Below are 17,357 nucleotides of genomic sequence, written 5' to 3' on the forward strand. Positions count from 1 at the left end.
GGAGTACAAGGCGCAGCAGGCCCTGCGGGATCGCAAGGAGATCCAGGACTAGCGGGAGTACAAGGCGCAGCAGGCCCTGCGGGATCGCAAGGAGATCCAGGACTAGCGGGAGTACAAGGCGCAGCAGGCCCAGCGGGATCGCAAGGAGATCCAGGACTAGCGGGAGTACAAGGCGCAGCAGGCCCAGCGGGATCGCAAGGAGATCCAGGACTAGCGGGAGTACAAGGCGCAGCAGGCCCTGCGGGACTGCAAGGAGATCCAGGGCCAGCGGGAGCACAAGGCCCAGCAGGCCCTGCGGGATCGCAAGGAGATCCAGGGCCAGTGGGAGCACAAGGCCCAGCAGGGACTTCTTTTACCTCGGAGGGGTTTTCTGTTTCGGGTACGACATACTCAATCGCTAGTAGTACGCTATTTACGAATTGGAGTGAGGTGTCCCCTTATTACGCAAGCCCTACATTTAATCCTGCTACAGGGATATTTACGGCACCGGCCACTGGCAAATATGCCATACATGCAACTGTTAACTATAAGACTAACACTGCAGTTAGTACAAGCTTAGGACGTGGGGTCGATCCAATTTTTACCGTAAAGAAGAATGGCAACACTGATTTAATAAAAGGTTATATGCCTATATTGGACGTCAATGTGGCGTTAATTTTAACTATGAGGACCGTACTAAGTAGTGCGACGGTGACGCTATCCGGTGATGTAGAGCTGCAAGCAGGTGACTCAGTTGGATTATATTACGAAGCTAACGGTCTAACCCTTGGTTTCAATACGGATACAGTATGGTCGATTCATCGGCTATTCTAATACAAGGTTGCATGAGGTGCTGTTGAACCTTTGGTAATAGAAACACATCTTAACAGATATAGAGTTGGGCCATACTCTTTGGGAGAATGGCCCAACTCTATCAATTTTCGCCGAGAGGACTCCCACTTCTATAAGTGGCGAGGTGAATCGACGACCTCCTGAATAATCCCACAAGATGTTCTTCCTTTCCTAAATCTTAAAAGGTACAATAAGAATAGAACGTATATTCGCATTATATAAGTTGGAAGGAGGTGAAGTTTTGTCAGATTCAAAGCCAATGTACAGAACCTATCAAGTGTGGATTAAGCCAGGCCATCGCTTGTTTACGTACCTCGATCAAGCATGTCAGGATGCTAAGAACCTGTATAACACGACCAACTTTTACATCCGACAGATTATTACCGCCTTTGGGAAGAATGAGCCACTTCAGCCGTTGCAACAGGAAGTTCTCGACACGCTGGCATCGCATATTGACGTCATGAACGAACGACGAAGTGAAAAGAACCGTTCCCATCCGTTCAAGCTACCCTCGCAAGAGAGTCCCTTTATTCATTACAATTTCTTGGACGCTTTGTTCAAAGTGATGAATCAAATCGATTATCGAGCGCTCCCGACGCAGTGCAGTCAGGGAATCATGAAAGTGGTATTCCACAATTGGAAATCCTTCTTTGCCAGTATTAAGGATTACCGCCAGCATCCGGAGAAGTACAATGGCAAGCCCCATATTCCGGGATATGCTCGGAACAGGGTGAAGGAAGTCATGTTCTCCAATCAAGACTGTGTGATCAAAGAACGAAAGTTTCTCAAGTTTCCAAAGACCAAGCTGCAACTGAACATCGGTAAGCTGGGTTATACCGACGGACAACTGATGCAAGTGCGTGTCGTTCCAAGGCATGGACAATATGTGATCGAATTGATCTTCACTTATCCGATCGAGAAGAAAAAAGCGGTACAAGAACACGTACTGGCGATTGATCTTGGCGTCGTCAATCTTGCAACCATCGTCACGACCACCGGAGCGAAACCGATCATCGTGAAGGGCAAGATTGTTAAATCGATCAATCAGTATTACAACAAGATGAAAGCGCACTATATCAGCATTCTTCGCCAGGGGAAGGAACCGCGCGAAGGAGCGCATACGTCTAGACGATTAGAACGTCTCCATTTGAAGCGTCACCGTAGGATCAAAGACTTGTTCCACAAGGCAAGTCATCAGATCATTACGTTGGCAGTGGAGCACAACATCGGTACGATCGTTATTGGGCATAACGATGGATGGAAGCAAGCGCCTGGGATCGGACGGCGAAATAATCAGTCCTTCAGTCATATTCCCCATCAGATGCTCATCGGGATGATCGACTATAAGGCAGCAGAACAGGGAATCGTCGTTATCTTGACCGAAGAAGCGTATACCTCGAAAGCCAGCTTCCTAGATCAAGATCCGTTGCCGAGGTATGGCGAAGAGGGTCCATGGCTCTTCTCAGGAAAACGGATGTATCGCGGTCTGTATAAGAACGCGAAGGGCTTGATTCATGCCGATGTCAACGGCGCAGCGAACATTATGCGAAAAGTATTCCCAAACGTATCCGCCAAAGGAGCGAATGGGATAGAGGGGTTGGATGGTAACCAGACCATCAACGTGTCAACTCCACTGGTGTTAAACATCCTGAAATAAGTTGGATGATACATCAGAAACCCCCACTTCAACCGAAGCGACAGCGTTGGTAAGTGGTGGGAGTATTCATTTTTAATAGAACTCTTTAATGAAGTGTCATGCCGACTACTTCTTAATATGCTACTCGCATCCTTTAATCGCTGCATCTCGGCACTCATCCTGAGGACTGTGGCCCCGCGCCATACTCAGCTCCGTGAACCATTTCAGTACATTTAGACCGAACACCACGATTACGCGTGCAGAACTCGTTATGATGCTGATGAATGGACAGAAGCTTACTAGCAAAGTCACTACATTAAAGTTTAGCGATGCACCAATGATCCCCGCGTGGGCAAAGAGTGCAATTGCGCAGTCAGTAGAATCCGGGATCGTGCATCCTCTTAGACGTCTGACTTGTAAAGCAGTTGATCAGGAGAGAGTTTCGCTGCTCTAAGTTTAAGTATGCAGAGAAAGGAATCGAACTTAACTAGCACTTGGAGTATACTCAAAGTGAAATTGAAAGAATCCATTTAAAGGAGTATTATATGAAGGTAAATACATCCGATAATTAAGGGGTGAATCTTGTTGGCTAAAAAGTCATCTCAATTTTGGGCCTTACTTTTATTCTCGATCGGCGTTTTTATGGCACAGCTTGATAACGGGATTATTAGTGCAGCGCTCACAACCATTAATCGTCACTATGATGTGACGGATAACTGGGGTGCTTGGGGGATTACCATTTATACACTAGGGTTAGCGATTAGCTTACCGATTGTAGGTAAACTTTCCGACCGGTATGGAAGAAAGAAACTATTTATTATTGAAATTGCCTTATTCGGTATCGGTTCAACATTAGTAGCGCTTAGCCCGTCATTTGGTTTTTATTTAGCGGCGCGTTTCATTCAAGCACTTGGCGGCGGTGGTATTTTTATTATCGGGAACTCCCATATTTTAAGTACCGTTGAGCCAAGCAAGCAGGCGAAGTATTTAGGACTATTAGGTGCGATGAACGGAGTTGCAGCTGTATTAGGGCCAAACGTCGGTTCATTCTTACTTGATTTGACGGGGAACTGGCATATTTTATTCTTAATCAACGTGCCCATTGCCATTGTTTTATTTATTCTTGCATTTATGAAACTAAAGGAATCAGCAGATCCAAGTCCTGGACGTTTAGATTTAATGGGAACAATTATTTTATCGCTCGCCATTTTATCGATTATGTACGGCTTAACCAACATCGATATTGATTTCTGGGCAAGCTTTAAGCAGCTTGAAGTATCAGGCTTTATTGGCGCAGGAATCGTATTATTTATCGTGTTAATGATTTATGAGTCTGCATTAGAACGAAAAGAAAATGGTGACCCTATTTTACCTATATACTTAATTAAACAGCCTCGTTTCTTAATGGTGCTTTTAATTGGTGCTTTATCAGGTGGAATTTTAGCAGGTATGATTTTTATCCCAGCCTTCACAGAAAATGTACTTGGTATCACGGCTGAAAAATCAGGTTACTGGATGACTCCACTTGCATTAGCAGCAGGTGTTGGTGCTGGGTTAGGTGGTATACTTGTTACTAAGCGAGGGCCCGTATTTACAGTTATTGTTTCGGGGTTAATTGCAGCCATCGGGTTTGCATTATTCCCGTTATGGATTGAAGTGAAATGGCAATTTGTTGTCTCAAGTATGATTGCAGGTGTTGGGATTGGTGTCATTTTAGGTGCACCATTAAATATTTTAGCGACAGAAGGTTTAAAATCAGATAAAGGTTCTGCTCTTGCTTCTTTATCATTACTTCGTCAAATTGGTATGACCATAGCTCCAACCATTTATGCGGGTTTCATTGCACGAGGCTATAACAATATGGGTAATCTTTTTAAGAATGATTTCCAGGATGTGTTACAGGCCAACGTTGCGCAGGCGGATTTATCAAAGGATGCACTTGGTGAGTTAGCACAAATCGGTCAGCAAATGGCTTCCGGTTCTGGTTCAATTGATTCTAATCAAATGAATGAAATCGTTAGTTCGATTCAAGACCCAGCATTAAAAGAAGTTATTCTAAACAGTGTTTCTGAAATTACAACAAGGGCTGCAGAAAATGGTTACGGCGGGTTGTACTGGTCAGCGGCTATTCTAGGTATACTCATCATTGTCGCTTCTTTAATATTAGTACCATTACGCGAGAAGGTTTCTGCATCACGTGCTGAATAGGTCGGGAAACAATTGGTCCGTACAGCCATTGAGAACGGCATTAACTTACTTGATACTTCTTTTTTGTATGGCCCAGGACGTTCAGAAGAACTCATAGGTGAAGTTGTGAAAGAAAGCGGCAAACGATCTGAACTTGTCGTCGCAACGAAGGTTTCTGCCATACTTCCAAAGCGAAGCATTCGCGCAAAATCTTGATAAAGTGGAACGCATTCGTCAGCTAGCAGACGCTAAAGGTGTCGAAGTGGCACATATTGTACTTGCTTGGTATTTAACGAGCGAAGCGATTGATGTCATCATTCCAGGGGCTAAACGGGCAGAGTAAGTATTAAACAATTTAAAAATGGTAGATGTTCAGCTATCCAATGAGAAAATTCAAGAAATTAATATGATTTTCCAAGCTTAAAGGATGGAATAATGATGGGAAAGAAAGGTGAAGTTCTATGAAAATTATTATTTTTGGCGCATCAGGCGGTGTAGGCCAATCTGTCGTGAAGCAGGCAATAGAGAGCGGCTTTGAGGTAACGGCGTTTGTACGAACTCCAACAAAGATAGACGTTACACACGGGAATTTAAATATCATACAAGGAAATGCCTTCAATCAAGGAGAAGTCGCAGCAGCGATTGCTGGTCATGATGCTGTCGTGTCATGCTTAGGCTCTAGTCAAGGGATGAAAAAATCAACGGAGCTCCAAGAGATGGCAAAAAATATTGTTAATGGTATGCAGGAGCATGATGTGAAACGAATTATCTACACCGCATCTGCGGGAATTCATAAAGAACTACCAGGCATAAGCGGGAAACTGATCATGGGAATGCTTAAGAATGCTCTCATTGATCATCGAGCTGCCACTGATTATATTGAAGAACATGGACTGAATTACACAATTGTTAGACCTTTAGGGTTAACCAATCGTCCCTTTTCAGGAATATACAGAGAATCTACGACCAGTGTACCCAAAAAATCAATGTCAATACCACGTGCTGACGTAGCACATTTCATCCTAAAAGCATTAAATGATGCACAATATGAAAACACATCGATCGGAATATCTACTTAATGAATTATTGTCAGTTTGAATAAATTCATGCTAGCTGTTATGGCATATTGGTTGAACGTAGGAAAGAGTCAGCGTTATTGTTCACGCTGACTCTTTGGCAATTGAATCTCGAACATTGTTTTTTCAAAAGGGACACTTCTCAAGATAATGGCCTTCTGATCCGTAGCGAATCGCGTTGTCCAATAGGTTTCGCAGCGCACGTTCGATGAGGGAGGCATCAATCCAGGATTGGATATCCTCATCAGGGATATTTACTTCAACATGAAGCTCTAAATTCCCCTCATTGTGGCGAGTAATATCTAACAATTGATCTAAAAGCTTATCGATATAACGAGAGCGCTGTAGCAAAACATTGGAACTCGCTTGTAGCTCCTTCTCATCCTTATGCAATCCAGCACGAATCGTTTCTGCGTAGCCTAAAATCATCGTTAGAGGGGTGCGTAGATCATGGGAAAGATTAGACAGTAACAGATTTCGTCTGGTGTCAAGGAGAAAGTTGAATCGACTCCAATTGGGCTGCTGGATATGTCCAGAAGGCGCTCGATCTAGGCTTGCTAGAGAACGCTCCGGACGGTACATTCGGCGGTAAGGAGGAGGCGAGTCGCGGGCTGCTTGCTACTGGAGGCTTCGAAACAGTTAGAACGTTTGAAGAGACCAAACCTCTTGAAGTGTCTGGAGCAGACTTTGCAGCGGGAAACAAGCTACATCTGACTCATGATCTTCGTTTTTCTAGTTATCAGAATAAAAGAGCTTCAACATTGAATAAGAGACGCCATCTGATAGTAGGGTAAGCGAAGGATTACTCTCCGCTCCTACGAATGTGCTGGGGATGGAAAGAAACCTTTACAACTTGGTATAACTATTCACTGAATGTCGAAGTTGTGCAGGATAGGGTGACTGCGGCGACGATACGTCGCTACGCATCCCCTTTCCTCTTCCGCCCATTGACCAATGACTAATAACCTAAAAACCCAACCTCATTATCCATTCAACAAAGCGCTCCTTCTCCTCAAACTGCGGATAATGAGCTGATTCTTCAAATCGTACGAATTCCTTTACTGGTGCATCCAGTATATCGAAGTAATCTTTTGCCGCTTCCATAGATGTCATGTAATCATATTGTCCCATAACAAAATAAGTGGGTATTTCCAAGCGCTCAACAATATCGGTGATATGGTTAGTTGATGCTTCCATAATCAGGGATTTTTGTGAATTGGATATCCCCTTGATTGAGCGAATCACATCGAGCCCATTATTCTCAGGATTCAGAAGTAACCCTAAGTAATAATCCTGGTTATCGTTGATGAGTCTAGCTGCTCCACCATATTTTCGAACAAGATTTCTGGGCGTATACCCCTCCCCTCGTTCGATGGGGTCTCGAAGAAGCTCTAAGCTTTCCACATCATCCAAATTTCCCGCTTGCTTTGCCTGTTCAATGGTGTATTCCAAGCCATCCAGCTCACTCTGAATCGTATCAGCCATTTGTCCTATTCCTATATATGCTTGGAATTTATCTGGCGCTTTAGCAGCAGCCTTCATCCCAATATAGGTTCCGAACGAATGTCCTATCAGCAGAGCTTTATCTTGATCTAATTTCTTGGTAACATAATCTGTTAATGCCAGTAAATCATCAACAAGTAAATCGGTTCTCAGATTCGAATAGTCCTCAAAAAAATGATAAGACTTTCCACTTCCGCGCTGATCATAATGAACGATAGTAAAATACTGCTCAAGCTCTTCCTGATATTTTCTCACATACGGAATCTCGGAGACGCCTGGACCTCCATGTACAAAGATCATGATCGGATTGCTCCGATCGACTCCTCTAATCATGATCTCATGTCCTGCACCGTTGATTTGGACCTGATCTAGTACACTGATGCTGTTCTTGCCTTTAATTTGTGGTGTCCATGTAGGAAATACCAAACCTAGTACAGCTATTATAATGATGATTAACAAGCTACGTTTTAATATTTTTGAAATCTTTCTGCGCATGTAACCGCTCCTTCAAGTTGGATCGTATCCATCTTTTTATTTTTCATCTAAGGTATGTTCTCTTCCATTCTAATACATATTCAAAATACTGCACCCCCGTCACAAGAGTTAATTTCCAGAAATGGGGATACGGTATTCAGACAAATCTATTTAAGTCTGGTGATACGGTATTAGTTAACTTTGGTATCTGACAGTGGGCATCGATGTAGACTCTATCGACCTGTCTAAGATTACGATCAACGGGGTGGCGTTAAATCCCAAGTTGGACAGCTTTGCTCTGTCTGAAGACAAGAAAACGATTATTATCAAGTTGCATGATGGCTTCCAGTTAAATACGTCCAAGACACCAGTCATCGCCGTGAACGGCCTGAAGACACAATTCGGTAACGATGTGAAAAACGATGAAAGTAATAAGATCCCGGTTACATTGACCAAGCCTCCAGCCAGCTCAACAACACCGTACATAATTACTTCCAACGGGTTCTAATGTTACTTTCGATCATGACGGAGAGATACGAGATGCCCTTTGCGGCGAGCAAAGATCAGCATAGGGATGGCAATAAACAGACTGATTATGATGGGTACTATCGAAGCTTCAAGACCAAATTCGCCTCCAGTGAGAAGGGCCGGGCCCGTAACTTCGACCGTGAAGAGACCTGAGGAGGGATGCCCCGAGACGGGGATACCTAAGAGTCCCACCGTTGTATTCCAAATGAAATGGAGGCTAATGATATACCAAACATTGCGCCGCCAAAGGAAGGCTGCACCTAGCAATACACCAGCTTCAATGGCAATAGCGAAACCTCCCCAAATTGTAGCTCCGGGGTTGCCGAGGTGAGCGATCCCGAAGAAGAGGGATGTCACGGCCAATGCAATCCAACTTCCCCCAATTTTTTCAATTGCTTGAAAGGCAAGCCCCCGAAAGATCAATTCTTCTACCAAGGCAACGCCGAGTGCTGTGGTGATGATAGGCAGAACGACAGAGCCAGCGTTTTCGGGTGACCATGTGAATGAATAGCCACCAAATGAGATGATGAGAACCGTTGAAACGATGACAAAGCTCAGACCGACGACAGCACCGAGAATTGCCTCCGATACCGCACGTTGTACCAGAAGTTCAGTAACTAGACGCTGTGCCAGAAATTTCATCACGAGCCAATAGAGAACGATAGCAACAACGCCTCCGACAAGTGTCAGTACGAAGGACCCTAGTGCTTTGGAATCTTCGGACAACAAGCTGAATGTCACATTGGCGAGGGCGATACCAAGCGCTCCCACAAGCATCCAGATGAGAGGGAATTGAAAGAACGAAACAAACTTAGATATTCTCTTACCGCTAAGCACCTCATTATCGGGTGTATTAGTCTTTCTCATCATAAATAATCTCTCCTCTTCCTCTTACAGGATCTCTATTCATATTTCGATATTACAGGTAACAAATCATACTATACTTTAATAAAGTCATATATCAGGAGTGCCATTTAGTCATATCATGGTCATATGACTTTAGCGAAATAGATTATTAGAATGGGGATGGCTAGCCCCGACCTCTCACAGCATCGGACAGGTAATCTACATCAACAAAAAAGCCGACATCCGTTACGGTGTCAGCTTTGAGCAGATGTACTGTGTTATCCCATTCTTCTTTAAGGTGTATTCTTTAACTATCTAAAATCCCTGTTTCCCTAGCCTTATGAGTAGCTTCTCTTCTGCCTTTCACATTCAATTTCGAATAAATATTCGAGATGTAATTCTTAACTGTACCTTCACTAAGAAATAATACCTTAGCGATATCCTGATTGCGCAACCCTAGTGCCAGCTTGTGAAGAACTTCGACTTCGCGGGTACTGAGTCCGTACTCATTGTTTCTCTCAAGCAATTCGGGCTCAAAGGCCCTTGTATCCATAGTCGATGGAATACCACTTTTCAGCAAGTTTTTAATCATCTTATCTGCCATTTCTTGCGAAATCAATGTGCCGCCTGTGTGAACCACCCGTATGCCGGCTATAAGGTTTTTGGGATGGATGGCTTTGAGTAGGAAGCCTTCAGCTCCATGGCTTAACGCGGCCAGAACATAATCCACCTCTTTGTACGAAGTCAGAATAATAATTTTCGTTAATGGGAATCGCTGTTTGATCCTCTCTGTTGCTACAACGCCATCCATAATAGGCATATTTATGTCCATAAGGACGATATCCGGTTGGGATTTTTCACAATAGATGATGGCTTCTTCACCATTCTTAGCCAATCCCACAACCTCGATGTCGTCTTCTATCCCTAGTACTATATTGAGACTTTCAAGGATCAATTCCTGATCATCAACTATGAGTACTTTGATTTTAGGCATACAACTTATCCCCTTTCAGTGGTATTTCGCATCTGATTTCAGTGCCAGCGATCGCCAGGGCAGAGATTGAAAAGGTGCCTCCCAGCATCTCTATCCGATTCTTCATTGTGGTCAGGCCGAACCCATACTCCATTTTATCCAAGGGCTTTCCATTATTTTGAATGACAACACGTAAAGTTGATGCAGTAAAATGGAGCACCAACTCAATTTCCGATGCTTTTCCATGCTTTAGTGCATTCGTAAAAGACTCTTGGATCACCCGAATTATCGATTGGCGCACATCGAAACGAATTGCCTGTTCTGTTCCCTCCAGTGTGAGACGAATGACCGTTCCGGTATATTCCCGAAAGTTGTTGATGAGCCTCTCGGCTTGATTCACTAGACTTATATCCTCTTCCTCCCCTATCTTGTGCACGATGTCTCTCATTTCATCCAAGTTTTGTTCCGTCAGTCCTCTTAAACTAATCAACTTTTCTTTGGCCAGAGTCGGCTTCTTGTCCAGCAGTACAATAGCAGCATCGAGACTCATAATAAGGGAAATAAAAGAATGTCCTAACGTGTCATGCAGCTCCTTGGACATACGATTTCGTTCCTCCAACAGAGTCATCCTTTCGATCTCGGCAGCATACTGGGTTAACAATTTATTTTGTTCATCAATTTCTTTAGCCAATGTATTTTTCTCATGATAGGCACTTGCAATGAAGCCAACCCAAATTCCGATAAACGAGAAAAGCAAGTTGTCTGTGCTTGAACCGAGTACCAGGTCCCACGTAACTTCTCCAAATAACATGCTGGCAACGGGAAGCAGTAATAGGACCGACATAGTCCAGGCAGTCTGTCTAGTCAATAAGTATCCGATTGCAAGACTCGGGATCAGATAATCGACACTCCCCAACACATCCGCCTGCATGAACGATTTAATATAATAAGATCCTCCCAGCAATAGTTCAAGTAAGATGAACCATTCCTTGTTCATCCTTCGCTGCGGAAACCAGAATAAAATAGGAACAATAAGGGCAGCTAAGAGCCAGACGACGTTAACGAGCAACTGGGGAGAATAATCATTCTCCATTAAAATATGTAATATCAGCAAAATATAATTGTAGGACCGGAGCCCAAATATACCCCAATCCATGAAATGAAATACTTTTTTCATAGGTATCACTTCCTTTACCCCAAGCATAACTATTGAATCTGCTCAATTATACATCAAATAATAAACTTCAGTGCAGCCCAAATTATCAGAGGCTACCGAAGATTGAATATATTTTGAAAACAAATATAAAAGGAGTGAATTCTACATGAGTTCCATCACAAGTGAATTCCACAAAACAAACGATTTCAATAAAATCGTCTTGGAGCGCAGTTCTGTTAAAGTCTACGATTCCGAAGTGAAGATTGGCAGGGAGGAGATGACACCAACCCGATGGCCGGTTATGAAAAGGACCGGATCGCAGAAGCTTTTGGCCTAGACAAAAAGCGGTTCCAACCGGTCATGTTGATCTCAATAGGGAAAGCAGACCAAGAGGGCTATCCTACCTACCGCCTGCCGGTTGAAACGACTACTACCTGGGCATAATCCATAGAAGAGTAACATCAAATGAATCCACCGGGTATGATTATTTTTTTTTTGCTACTGTTATGATCGCCTAAATGAGGGAAGGTCTTGATGAAACGCTACAGTTAGAAGGCTAACGGCCATTGGCGAACGTTCTAGAGGACTGTAGATGCAATGGGCAGTGAAAGTAACAACAGTGGGAGAGCGCTACACTGGCAGTGTAGAGGTCAGCGGTTTGATCCCGCTAAGGTCCACCAATACCTTAAATTAAACGGCAGAGATGCCGTTTTTTTATTTGTATAGGAAATTATGAGCGATAAAAAACTGTGCAAAAAGCAATACGGTGTGGAACCAATGATATGGGGCTTGTCGTCGTTACTTGTACCAACACAACTAACACAGAAATCTCATCCCTCAGACGGAGGAGTTATCCATCTGAAGCCAGTTAATAAAATGGAGATCCTAAAATATAATAAATAGATCAATGGAATTACTTTTTATATTGTACGGGAGAGGATGGTTATAGGGTGGAGAAGATGATTGAAGTACGGGGAATTAGCAAGGTGTATGGGAAAAGGAAAACGGAAGAGAAGATACATGCCGTTCGTGATGTTTCTTTTCATGTGAATCGTGGAGAGGTTCTCGGTTTATTAGGGCCTAATGGTGCTGGGAAAACATCAACGATCAAGATGCTCTGTGGCTTGTTAGAATCGGATGCAGGTTCTATACACATTAATGGCTTAGATATTGGTAAGAAGAGACTCAAAGCTCTAGAGCATATTAGTGCTGTATTAGAAGGGAACCGAAATTTATATTGGCGTCTTACCGTCCGGGAGAACCTAGAGTATTTTGCGGGTAACCGGGGTTACTCTCGGAAGCAAGTGGCCTATCAAGCGGATAAATTATTAGAGCAATTCAACCTTAAGGAAAAGGAGAATGAGCTTGTCAATGGATTGTCCCGTGGGATGCAACAAAAGCTGGCAATCGCTGTAGCACTACTAGCTAATACGGATGTCATCTTGCTAGATGAGCCAACGCTCGGCTTGGATGTTGAGGTTAGTTATGAATTGCGTAATATTCTAAAAAGGATCGTTAAGGAAGAAAAACGCACGATTATTATTAGTTCACATGATATGCCCGTCGTTCAGGAGCTGTGTGACCGTGCCATTATCATTAATAAAGGTGAAGTTGTGATTGACGACAGGGTGGACAATTTACTTAAGTTATTTGAGACAAGGGCATATTCAATTAAGCTGGGTGAGCAATTAAGCGTAGGCCAGGAGAATACACTGTTGAGTAGATTCCCTTTAAGTACTTATAAAGCAAGTTCCCATGAAAGCATCGTGGAAGTGAATTTGGAGCAAAGTCAGGACATTTACGAGTTGTTCGATCTTCTGAAAGAGGAAGGAACGATGGTGGAAAGTATTGATCGTATAACGATCGATTTTGAACAAGTGTTTATTCAGATAGTAAAGGGAGGGAAGACTCATGAAATGGCTCCACTTATTCAATGCTAATTTCCGTAAGGAATATATTGAGATGAAACGGTATCTACCGAACACGATTGCGTTAGTATTCACCTTTTATATTATATTTCTGGCTGCCTTTTTTGGGATTATGTTCATAGGTGATCCAGCCAGCTTCGATAGTAATGTTCAATATTCCATTGTAAGTGTCGTCTTTTGGAGCTTAACGATGATGACGATGAACTTTATTGGCTTTTCGGTAGTAACAGAAGCGACACGTGGAACGTTAGAACAAATATATATGTCTCCGATGGGTGTGTGGAAAATCATGCTTACGCGGATCATCGGGCAATTTGGCTTACAGTCTGTTATTATGGTGTTCTTGCTTTTTGTTGCTATGCTCACCTCTGGACAGTGGTTAAGCCTTAACCCCATGACAACGATTCCGATCATTGTAGTGACGATGATAAGTATGGTAGGTATTAGCTTTATGATTGCTGGTTTAGCTATTATCGTGAAACAAATTCAAGCATTTCTGCAGATTTTTCAGTTTGTATTGATGGGTCTTGTATTCGTTCCGTTAACTGTAGCCCCGTTTCTAGCATTCGCCCCATTTGTCAAAGGAGTGAATATGGTAAGAACAGTGATGATGGAGGATCTGACGTTGACACAATTACCGCTGTCGGATTATGGGTCATTATTATTGAATTCGCTGGTATATTTGATTCTAGGGCTCTTTGTGTTTCAACGTTGCGAGAAAATAGCCATGAAGAAAGGCCTTCTAGGGCAATACTAGTATGGTATTATCCCCTTTAAGTAGACACTCAAAAAAGACCGCATGTTATCATGTGGATAAGAGTGAACTTGGAGGGGATATTTTTATGGCTAAAAAGGACAAGTATTTCAGCAGTATTCGGATGAGTTCAAAGTAGAGGCAGTAAAAGCTTATGTAGAAGGATCAGAGAGCTATAAAATTGTAGCAAACAGGTTAGAAATCAGAAGTTGCACACAATTAAGGTATGGGTGAAGAAATGGCTAGATGGGGAAAAATTCGATGTGTGTAAGGGGCAATCTAACCCACTTAAAGGACGCCTCCGTACAGTATTTGAAGGTGTGGAGGAAGAACGAGATTACCTAAAAGCACAGGTAGACTACTTAAAAAAGCGGCGGAACAGGGAGTCGAACGGCTAATCCGGGAGTACACTAGCTCGTAGGAAGCTGGTAATTTTTTACAGTTTATATATTAAAGAAGCTCGCTGTCGCAGCGAGCTTTGTTTGTGTCATCTTTCAACCTATTTCCAACAACCGTAATTCAACTACAAGTTTTTCTCACCTGTTAAAATAGTGGCCCTGTTCAACGTCTTGGATCAGGCCAGGATGGACCGGCTGCCATCCTAAGCGTTCCTTTGTCAGCGCGCTCGACGTTGGATTATCCGTGGAGGCAGCGAAGGAGAGCCATCCGAAGTGAGCGTCTGCCTCTTCACGGGTGATGCTGACCACTGGCAGGTTTAAGTGACGTCCGATGACGCTGGCAATATCCCGGAAGGGCACTCCCTCGTCGGCGACCCCGTGATAGATGACTTCCTTGTCGCCTTTTTCAAGCACCAGTCTGAAGAGACGTGCTGCATCCAATTGATGTACTGCCGGCCATCGGTTGAGTCCATCTCCCACATAGGCTGAAACCCCTTTTTGGCGCGCGATCTCGATGAGGGTCGGAACGAAGCCCTGCTCGCCCTCACCATGTACGGACGGCGCGAGGCGGACGATCGATGACCGCACCCCGTGTTCAGCCAGCTCAAGAGCTGCCTCCTCGGAGCGTCGCGGCGTAGATTGCGTCGACGCCTGTTCTTCCGTCCCCAGGATTCCCGGTATGAGCATCAACGTGCCTGAGGTGGCCACGAATGGTTTCCCGGTACCCTTGAGCACCGATCCCATGGCCTCGATCGCCAGACTGTCGGCTGCTGCAGCCGCCTCAAAGCTGGCGAAGTCGTGTTTGAAGGCCAAGTGAATGACCCCGTCCGCCGATCCGGCACCTTCTCGCAGGCTGTCAAGGTCATCGAGGTCGCCGCGTTGTACTTCGGCGCCGGACGCCTTCAACGCTGTGGCGGACTTATCTGAGCGGGCGAGTCCAACAACCTGATGCCCCGCATCGAGAAGTTCGCGTACGACGGCAGAACCGATGAACCCCGTTGAACCAGTTACAAATACACGCATAGTATCCATCCTTTCATCTCATTGGCATGATTAGGTACAGGAAGGATTATACAGCAAGGAATCATTAAAGTAAACTAAATTTACTGAATTAGTTAAGTTAATAAAATTAGTTAATGAAGTTTGTGATCCTAGCGATTTTGCTATACTATTGTGAAGTAAGCATCAAAGGGGGCTTAAGTCGTGAGAAAACCAATGAGCGCAAATCATTATATGAATAAAATCAAGCCTATCGTTCGAAAGACCAAGTTTAGCCAATTGAGAATCGACGATATCGCAAAATATATGGATATTAGCAAAGTGACATTATATAAACATTTTTCATCCAAAGAGGATATCATCGAAAAGGTAGTCGAATATGAAATTCAGTATTTGCAGCAGGCTGATCTCGTTGTAAATGATGATTCCCTCTCTTTTATAGATCGCTTCCAAAAAACATTTCTGCAATCGGTGCTGTGCGTTGCGTATATATCTGATTTGTTTCTGCAAGATCTCAAGGAATTTTATCCGACACTTTATGAAAAGCTTGTCTATGCCCAACAAAATCGGAATAAGAATTTGCAGGACTTTTTTGAAGCCGGGATGGACCAGAAGGTGTTTAACCGAATGAATGCCGTGCTGTCCTTGGTTCAAGATGACGCCACCCTGCGGCGCATTATGGAACCGACCTTTAGTATCCAATGGTATGATCTCACGTTAAAACAAGCCATTATCGAATATTATAAGATGAAACAGTATCAAATGATTAAGCCGGAACATCTGGATACGATTGACGACTCCAATTTGGAAAGTCAGGTAGCGGAGATTTTACAAACCATCTCGTGACGTCAACGATGCATTTAGCGCAGAGATGATATCGGGGTAACCTTCCAGTTGGATTTGTACTACCTTGTCAGCATAAAAGTATGATTCGTAAAAGTAATCCTCATTCGGGTTAGTAGTGAAGACATCGACATCATTATGAATCGACATCCTCACGAACCCTAGATTCTATATGCGAAATCCTATGGAATAAACTCTTCATGGATATATTTCATGAAGGTTTTTTTAGCTTTTGCGGTGATACGCTGAACCATGCCACAAATAGGGAGAAGCAAACGTTCTAAAACATTAGGAAACCGAGTTGCTGCCTTTCATAAATTATGCAAGGCAGCAACTCGGACGTTTGCATCCCCTTAACGTGCTTTGGGGCGCGAAATGCGTTCCATGATCATAGCTACTCTGCGTCGGGGAAGAAAGCGGCCCATCTGAGCCGACATGTAGTTGTTTCTCCCGTCGATAATATAACTGCTTCCTTTGTCGATTCCACGAAATCCGGCTTGAACTACGTTCTCCGGTGTGGACAGCGCACTGCCCGCCGCCATGTCCCGGCTGCCGACAGCATCGAAGAAGCCCGTATCCGTCGCACCCGGGCACAGGGTAAGTATGTGGACACCTCGTCCGCGGGTTTCTGCCCATAGCGCTTCGGAGAAAGATAATACGAATGCCTTGGTAGCACCGGCAGGCAATCCACAAGGCGGCTCCAAGTGACAGGTGGATCGCGATGAATTTGCTGGAAAAACATGGGCATCATGCTAAAATTGATTTGAGAGAAGCTAAAAAAATTCTGGCAGAGAACAAATCATGAAAAACATCCTAATAAAGGATATAACTCTGTAGATATTAACTGATTGTCTGATTTCGCCGTACTTATGATACGGTGATGCGTATCGCGCATACTGGTACAGCAAAGAGTTGAGTTGAAAATTGAAGCAGCAATGCTAAAAGTGACAGTAGGTACGTAGGTCACAGCACTCGACTCATGTGGAGTGCTGTTCACTGTTAGTGAGGAAAGATTAATAACAAGATGTATCGGTGCTCAGACTTGCCGGCATTCCATTGTTCCCGCATGGCTCTGCAACTGCATCTCCGCAATCGCCGCCGAGCTTAACTCCGACGTTCCGCGAGGTGTAATTTGATTGCCGGGATAAAGACCGAACAGATGGGACAAATGCCGATGGTCGATGTATCCAAGACGAGGGCTAATTATTAGTATTCGATGCAATGA

The 17,357-nt window shown here is 43.9% G+C and carries 19 protein-coding genes and 4 pseudogenes; 15 read left to right on the forward strand and 8 right to left on the reverse strand.

The genetic code is table 11. The features are described from left to right. From AC1TO9_RS08495 to AC1TO9_RS08520, 6 genes and pseudogenes are all read left to right on the forward strand, one after another. Positions 1-813 (forward strand): annotated as a pseudogene (locus AC1TO9_RS08495) (collagen-like protein); the annotation flags it as partial. 277 nt (positions 814-1,090) lie between these two features. Continuing rightward, entirely contained in the window at positions 1,091-2,488 is a 1,398-nt protein-coding gene (locus AC1TO9_RS08500) for an RNA-guided endonuclease InsQ/TnpB family protein (protein WP_482059140.1), read from the forward strand. Positions 2,489-2,681: 193 nt separating this feature from the next. Continuing rightward, the gene (locus AC1TO9_RS08505; protein ID WP_482055758.1) at positions 2,682-2,921 is read left to right on the forward strand and encodes an S-layer homology domain-containing protein; all 240 of its coding nucleotides are present in this window, start codon (positions 2,682-2,684) and stop codon (positions 2,919-2,921) included. A gap of 128 nt (positions 2,922-3,049) precedes the next feature. After that, on the forward strand, positions 3,050-4,675 hold the full coding sequence (locus tag AC1TO9_RS08510; RefSeq protein WP_482058880.1) for an MFS transporter: 1,626 nt from the start codon (positions 3,050-3,052) through the stop codon (positions 4,673-4,675). 3 nt (positions 4,676-4,678) lie between these two features. Continuing rightward, a pseudogene (locus AC1TO9_RS08515) lies at positions 4,679-5,078 on the forward strand (aldo/keto reductase); the annotation flags it as partial. 37 nt (positions 5,079-5,115) lie between these two features. Then, on the forward strand, positions 5,116-5,733 hold the full coding sequence (locus AC1TO9_RS08520) for an NAD(P)-dependent oxidoreductase (RefSeq protein WP_482058881.1): 618 nt from the start codon (positions 5,116-5,118) through the stop codon (positions 5,731-5,733). Between the two features lie 123 nt (positions 5,734-5,856). Here AC1TO9_RS08520 and AC1TO9_RS08525 read toward each other — a convergent pair whose 3' ends face one another. Next, positions 5,857-6,312: a sensor histidine kinase gene (locus AC1TO9_RS08525; protein WP_482058882.1), complete on the reverse strand. Its 456-nt coding sequence runs from the start codon at positions 6,310-6,312 to the stop codon at positions 5,857-5,859. Here AC1TO9_RS08525 and AC1TO9_RS08530 point away from each other — a divergent pair. After that, positions 6,234-6,524 (forward strand): S-layer homology domain-containing protein, encoded by a 291-nt coding sequence (locus tag AC1TO9_RS08530; RefSeq protein ID WP_482059141.1) that lies wholly within the window; start codon positions 6,234-6,236, stop codon positions 6,522-6,524. The genes AC1TO9_RS08525 and AC1TO9_RS08530 overlap by 79 nt on opposite strands. A gap of 172 nt (positions 6,525-6,696) precedes the next feature. Here AC1TO9_RS08530 and AC1TO9_RS08535 read toward each other — a convergent pair whose 3' ends face one another. Next, entirely contained in the window at positions 6,697-7,728 is a 1,032-nt protein-coding gene (locus AC1TO9_RS08535; protein WP_482055762.1) for an alpha/beta fold hydrolase, read from the reverse strand. Between the two features lie 244 nt (positions 7,729-7,972). On the opposite strand from AC1TO9_RS08535, the gene AC1TO9_RS08540 reads away from it, so the two are divergent. After that, entirely contained in the window at positions 7,973-8,215 is a 243-nt protein-coding gene (locus AC1TO9_RS08540; RefSeq protein ID WP_482055763.1) for a hypothetical protein, read from the forward strand. A gap of 2 nt (positions 8,216-8,217) precedes the next feature. Here AC1TO9_RS08540 and AC1TO9_RS08545 read toward each other — a convergent pair whose 3' ends face one another. The 3 genes from AC1TO9_RS08545 to AC1TO9_RS08555 form a co-directional block, all read right to left on the reverse strand. Further along, on the reverse strand, positions 8,218-9,105 hold the full coding sequence (locus AC1TO9_RS08545; protein WP_482058883.1) for a CPBP family intramembrane glutamic endopeptidase: 888 nt from the start codon (positions 9,103-9,105) through the stop codon (positions 8,218-8,220). Between the two features lie 283 nt (positions 9,106-9,388). Further along, positions 9,389-10,075 (reverse strand): response regulator transcription factor, encoded by a 687-nt coding sequence (locus tag AC1TO9_RS08550; RefSeq protein ID WP_482055765.1) that lies wholly within the window; start codon positions 10,073-10,075, stop codon positions 9,389-9,391. Then, the gene (locus AC1TO9_RS08555) at positions 10,068-11,231 is read right to left on the reverse strand and encodes a sensor histidine kinase (RefSeq protein WP_482058884.1); all 1,164 of its coding nucleotides are present in this window, start codon (positions 11,229-11,231) and stop codon (positions 10,068-10,070) included. Before AC1TO9_RS08555 ends, AC1TO9_RS08550 begins: the two co-directional genes overlap by 8 nt. A gap of 252 nt (positions 11,232-11,483) precedes the next feature. Here AC1TO9_RS08555 and AC1TO9_RS08560 point away from each other — a divergent pair. The 5 genes and pseudogenes from AC1TO9_RS08560 to AC1TO9_RS08580 all read left to right on the forward strand — a co-directional run. Then, positions 11,484-11,654: pseudogene (locus tag AC1TO9_RS08560) on the forward strand (nitroreductase family protein); the annotation flags it as partial. Between the two features lie 506 nt (positions 11,655-12,160). Next, positions 12,161-13,150 (forward strand): ABC transporter ATP-binding protein, encoded by a 990-nt coding sequence (locus AC1TO9_RS08565; protein WP_482058885.1) that lies wholly within the window; start codon positions 12,161-12,163, stop codon positions 13,148-13,150. Then, positions 13,122-13,895, forward strand: a complete 774-nt coding sequence (locus tag AC1TO9_RS08570; RefSeq protein WP_482055769.1) for an ABC transporter permease — start codon at positions 13,122-13,124, stop codon at positions 13,893-13,895. Before AC1TO9_RS08565 ends, AC1TO9_RS08570 begins: the two co-directional genes overlap by 29 nt. Positions 13,896-14,048: 153 nt before the next feature. Further along, positions 14,049-14,126 (forward strand): annotated as a pseudogene (locus tag AC1TO9_RS08575) (hypothetical protein); the annotation flags it as partial. Further along, a complete protein-coding gene (locus AC1TO9_RS08580) occupies positions 14,123-14,290 on the forward strand; it encodes a hypothetical protein (protein ID WP_482058886.1) in 168 nt (55 codons plus the stop codon). The pseudogene AC1TO9_RS08575 and the gene AC1TO9_RS08580, both read left to right, overlap by 4 nt. Before the next feature lie 138 nt (positions 14,291-14,428). Here the strand turns inward: AC1TO9_RS08580 and AC1TO9_RS08585 are convergent, their stop codons facing one another. Then, on the reverse strand, positions 14,429-15,313 hold the full coding sequence (locus AC1TO9_RS08585; protein ID WP_482058887.1) for an SDR family oxidoreductase: 885 nt from the start codon (positions 15,311-15,313) through the stop codon (positions 14,429-14,431). A gap of 180 nt (positions 15,314-15,493) precedes the next feature. Between AC1TO9_RS08585 and AC1TO9_RS08590 the strand changes: the two genes are divergently transcribed. Then, on the forward strand, positions 15,494-16,135 hold the full coding sequence (locus AC1TO9_RS08590) for a TetR/AcrR family transcriptional regulator (RefSeq protein ID WP_482055770.1): 642 nt from the start codon (positions 15,494-15,496) through the stop codon (positions 16,133-16,135). Here AC1TO9_RS08590 and AC1TO9_RS08595 read toward each other — a convergent pair. Continuing rightward, positions 16,118-16,282 carry a hypothetical protein gene (locus AC1TO9_RS08595; RefSeq protein ID WP_482058888.1) on the reverse strand — a complete coding sequence of 55 codons (165 nt, stop codon included), beginning with the start codon at positions 16,280-16,282 and terminating at the stop codon, positions 16,118-16,120. The two genes, AC1TO9_RS08590 and AC1TO9_RS08595, sit on opposite strands and share 18 nt — an antisense overlap. 390 nt (positions 16,283-16,672) lie before the next feature. Between AC1TO9_RS08595 and AC1TO9_RS08600 the strand changes: the two genes are divergently transcribed. Beyond that, complete coding sequence (locus tag AC1TO9_RS08600) at positions 16,673-16,840, forward strand: hypothetical protein (protein WP_482055771.1); 168 nt, start codon at positions 16,673-16,675, stop codon at positions 16,838-16,840. A 328-nt stretch (positions 16,841-17,168) separates the two neighbouring features. On the opposite strand, the gene AC1TO9_RS08605 is transcribed toward AC1TO9_RS08600, so the two are convergent. After that, positions 17,169-17,354 (reverse strand): glycosyl hydrolase family 95 catalytic domain-containing protein, encoded by a 186-nt coding sequence (locus AC1TO9_RS08605; RefSeq protein WP_482058889.1) that lies wholly within the window; start codon positions 17,352-17,354, stop codon positions 17,169-17,171. Between the last annotated feature and the right edge of the window lie 3 nt (positions 17,355-17,357).

The organism is Paenibacillus sp. Y916, assembly GCF_056786435.1.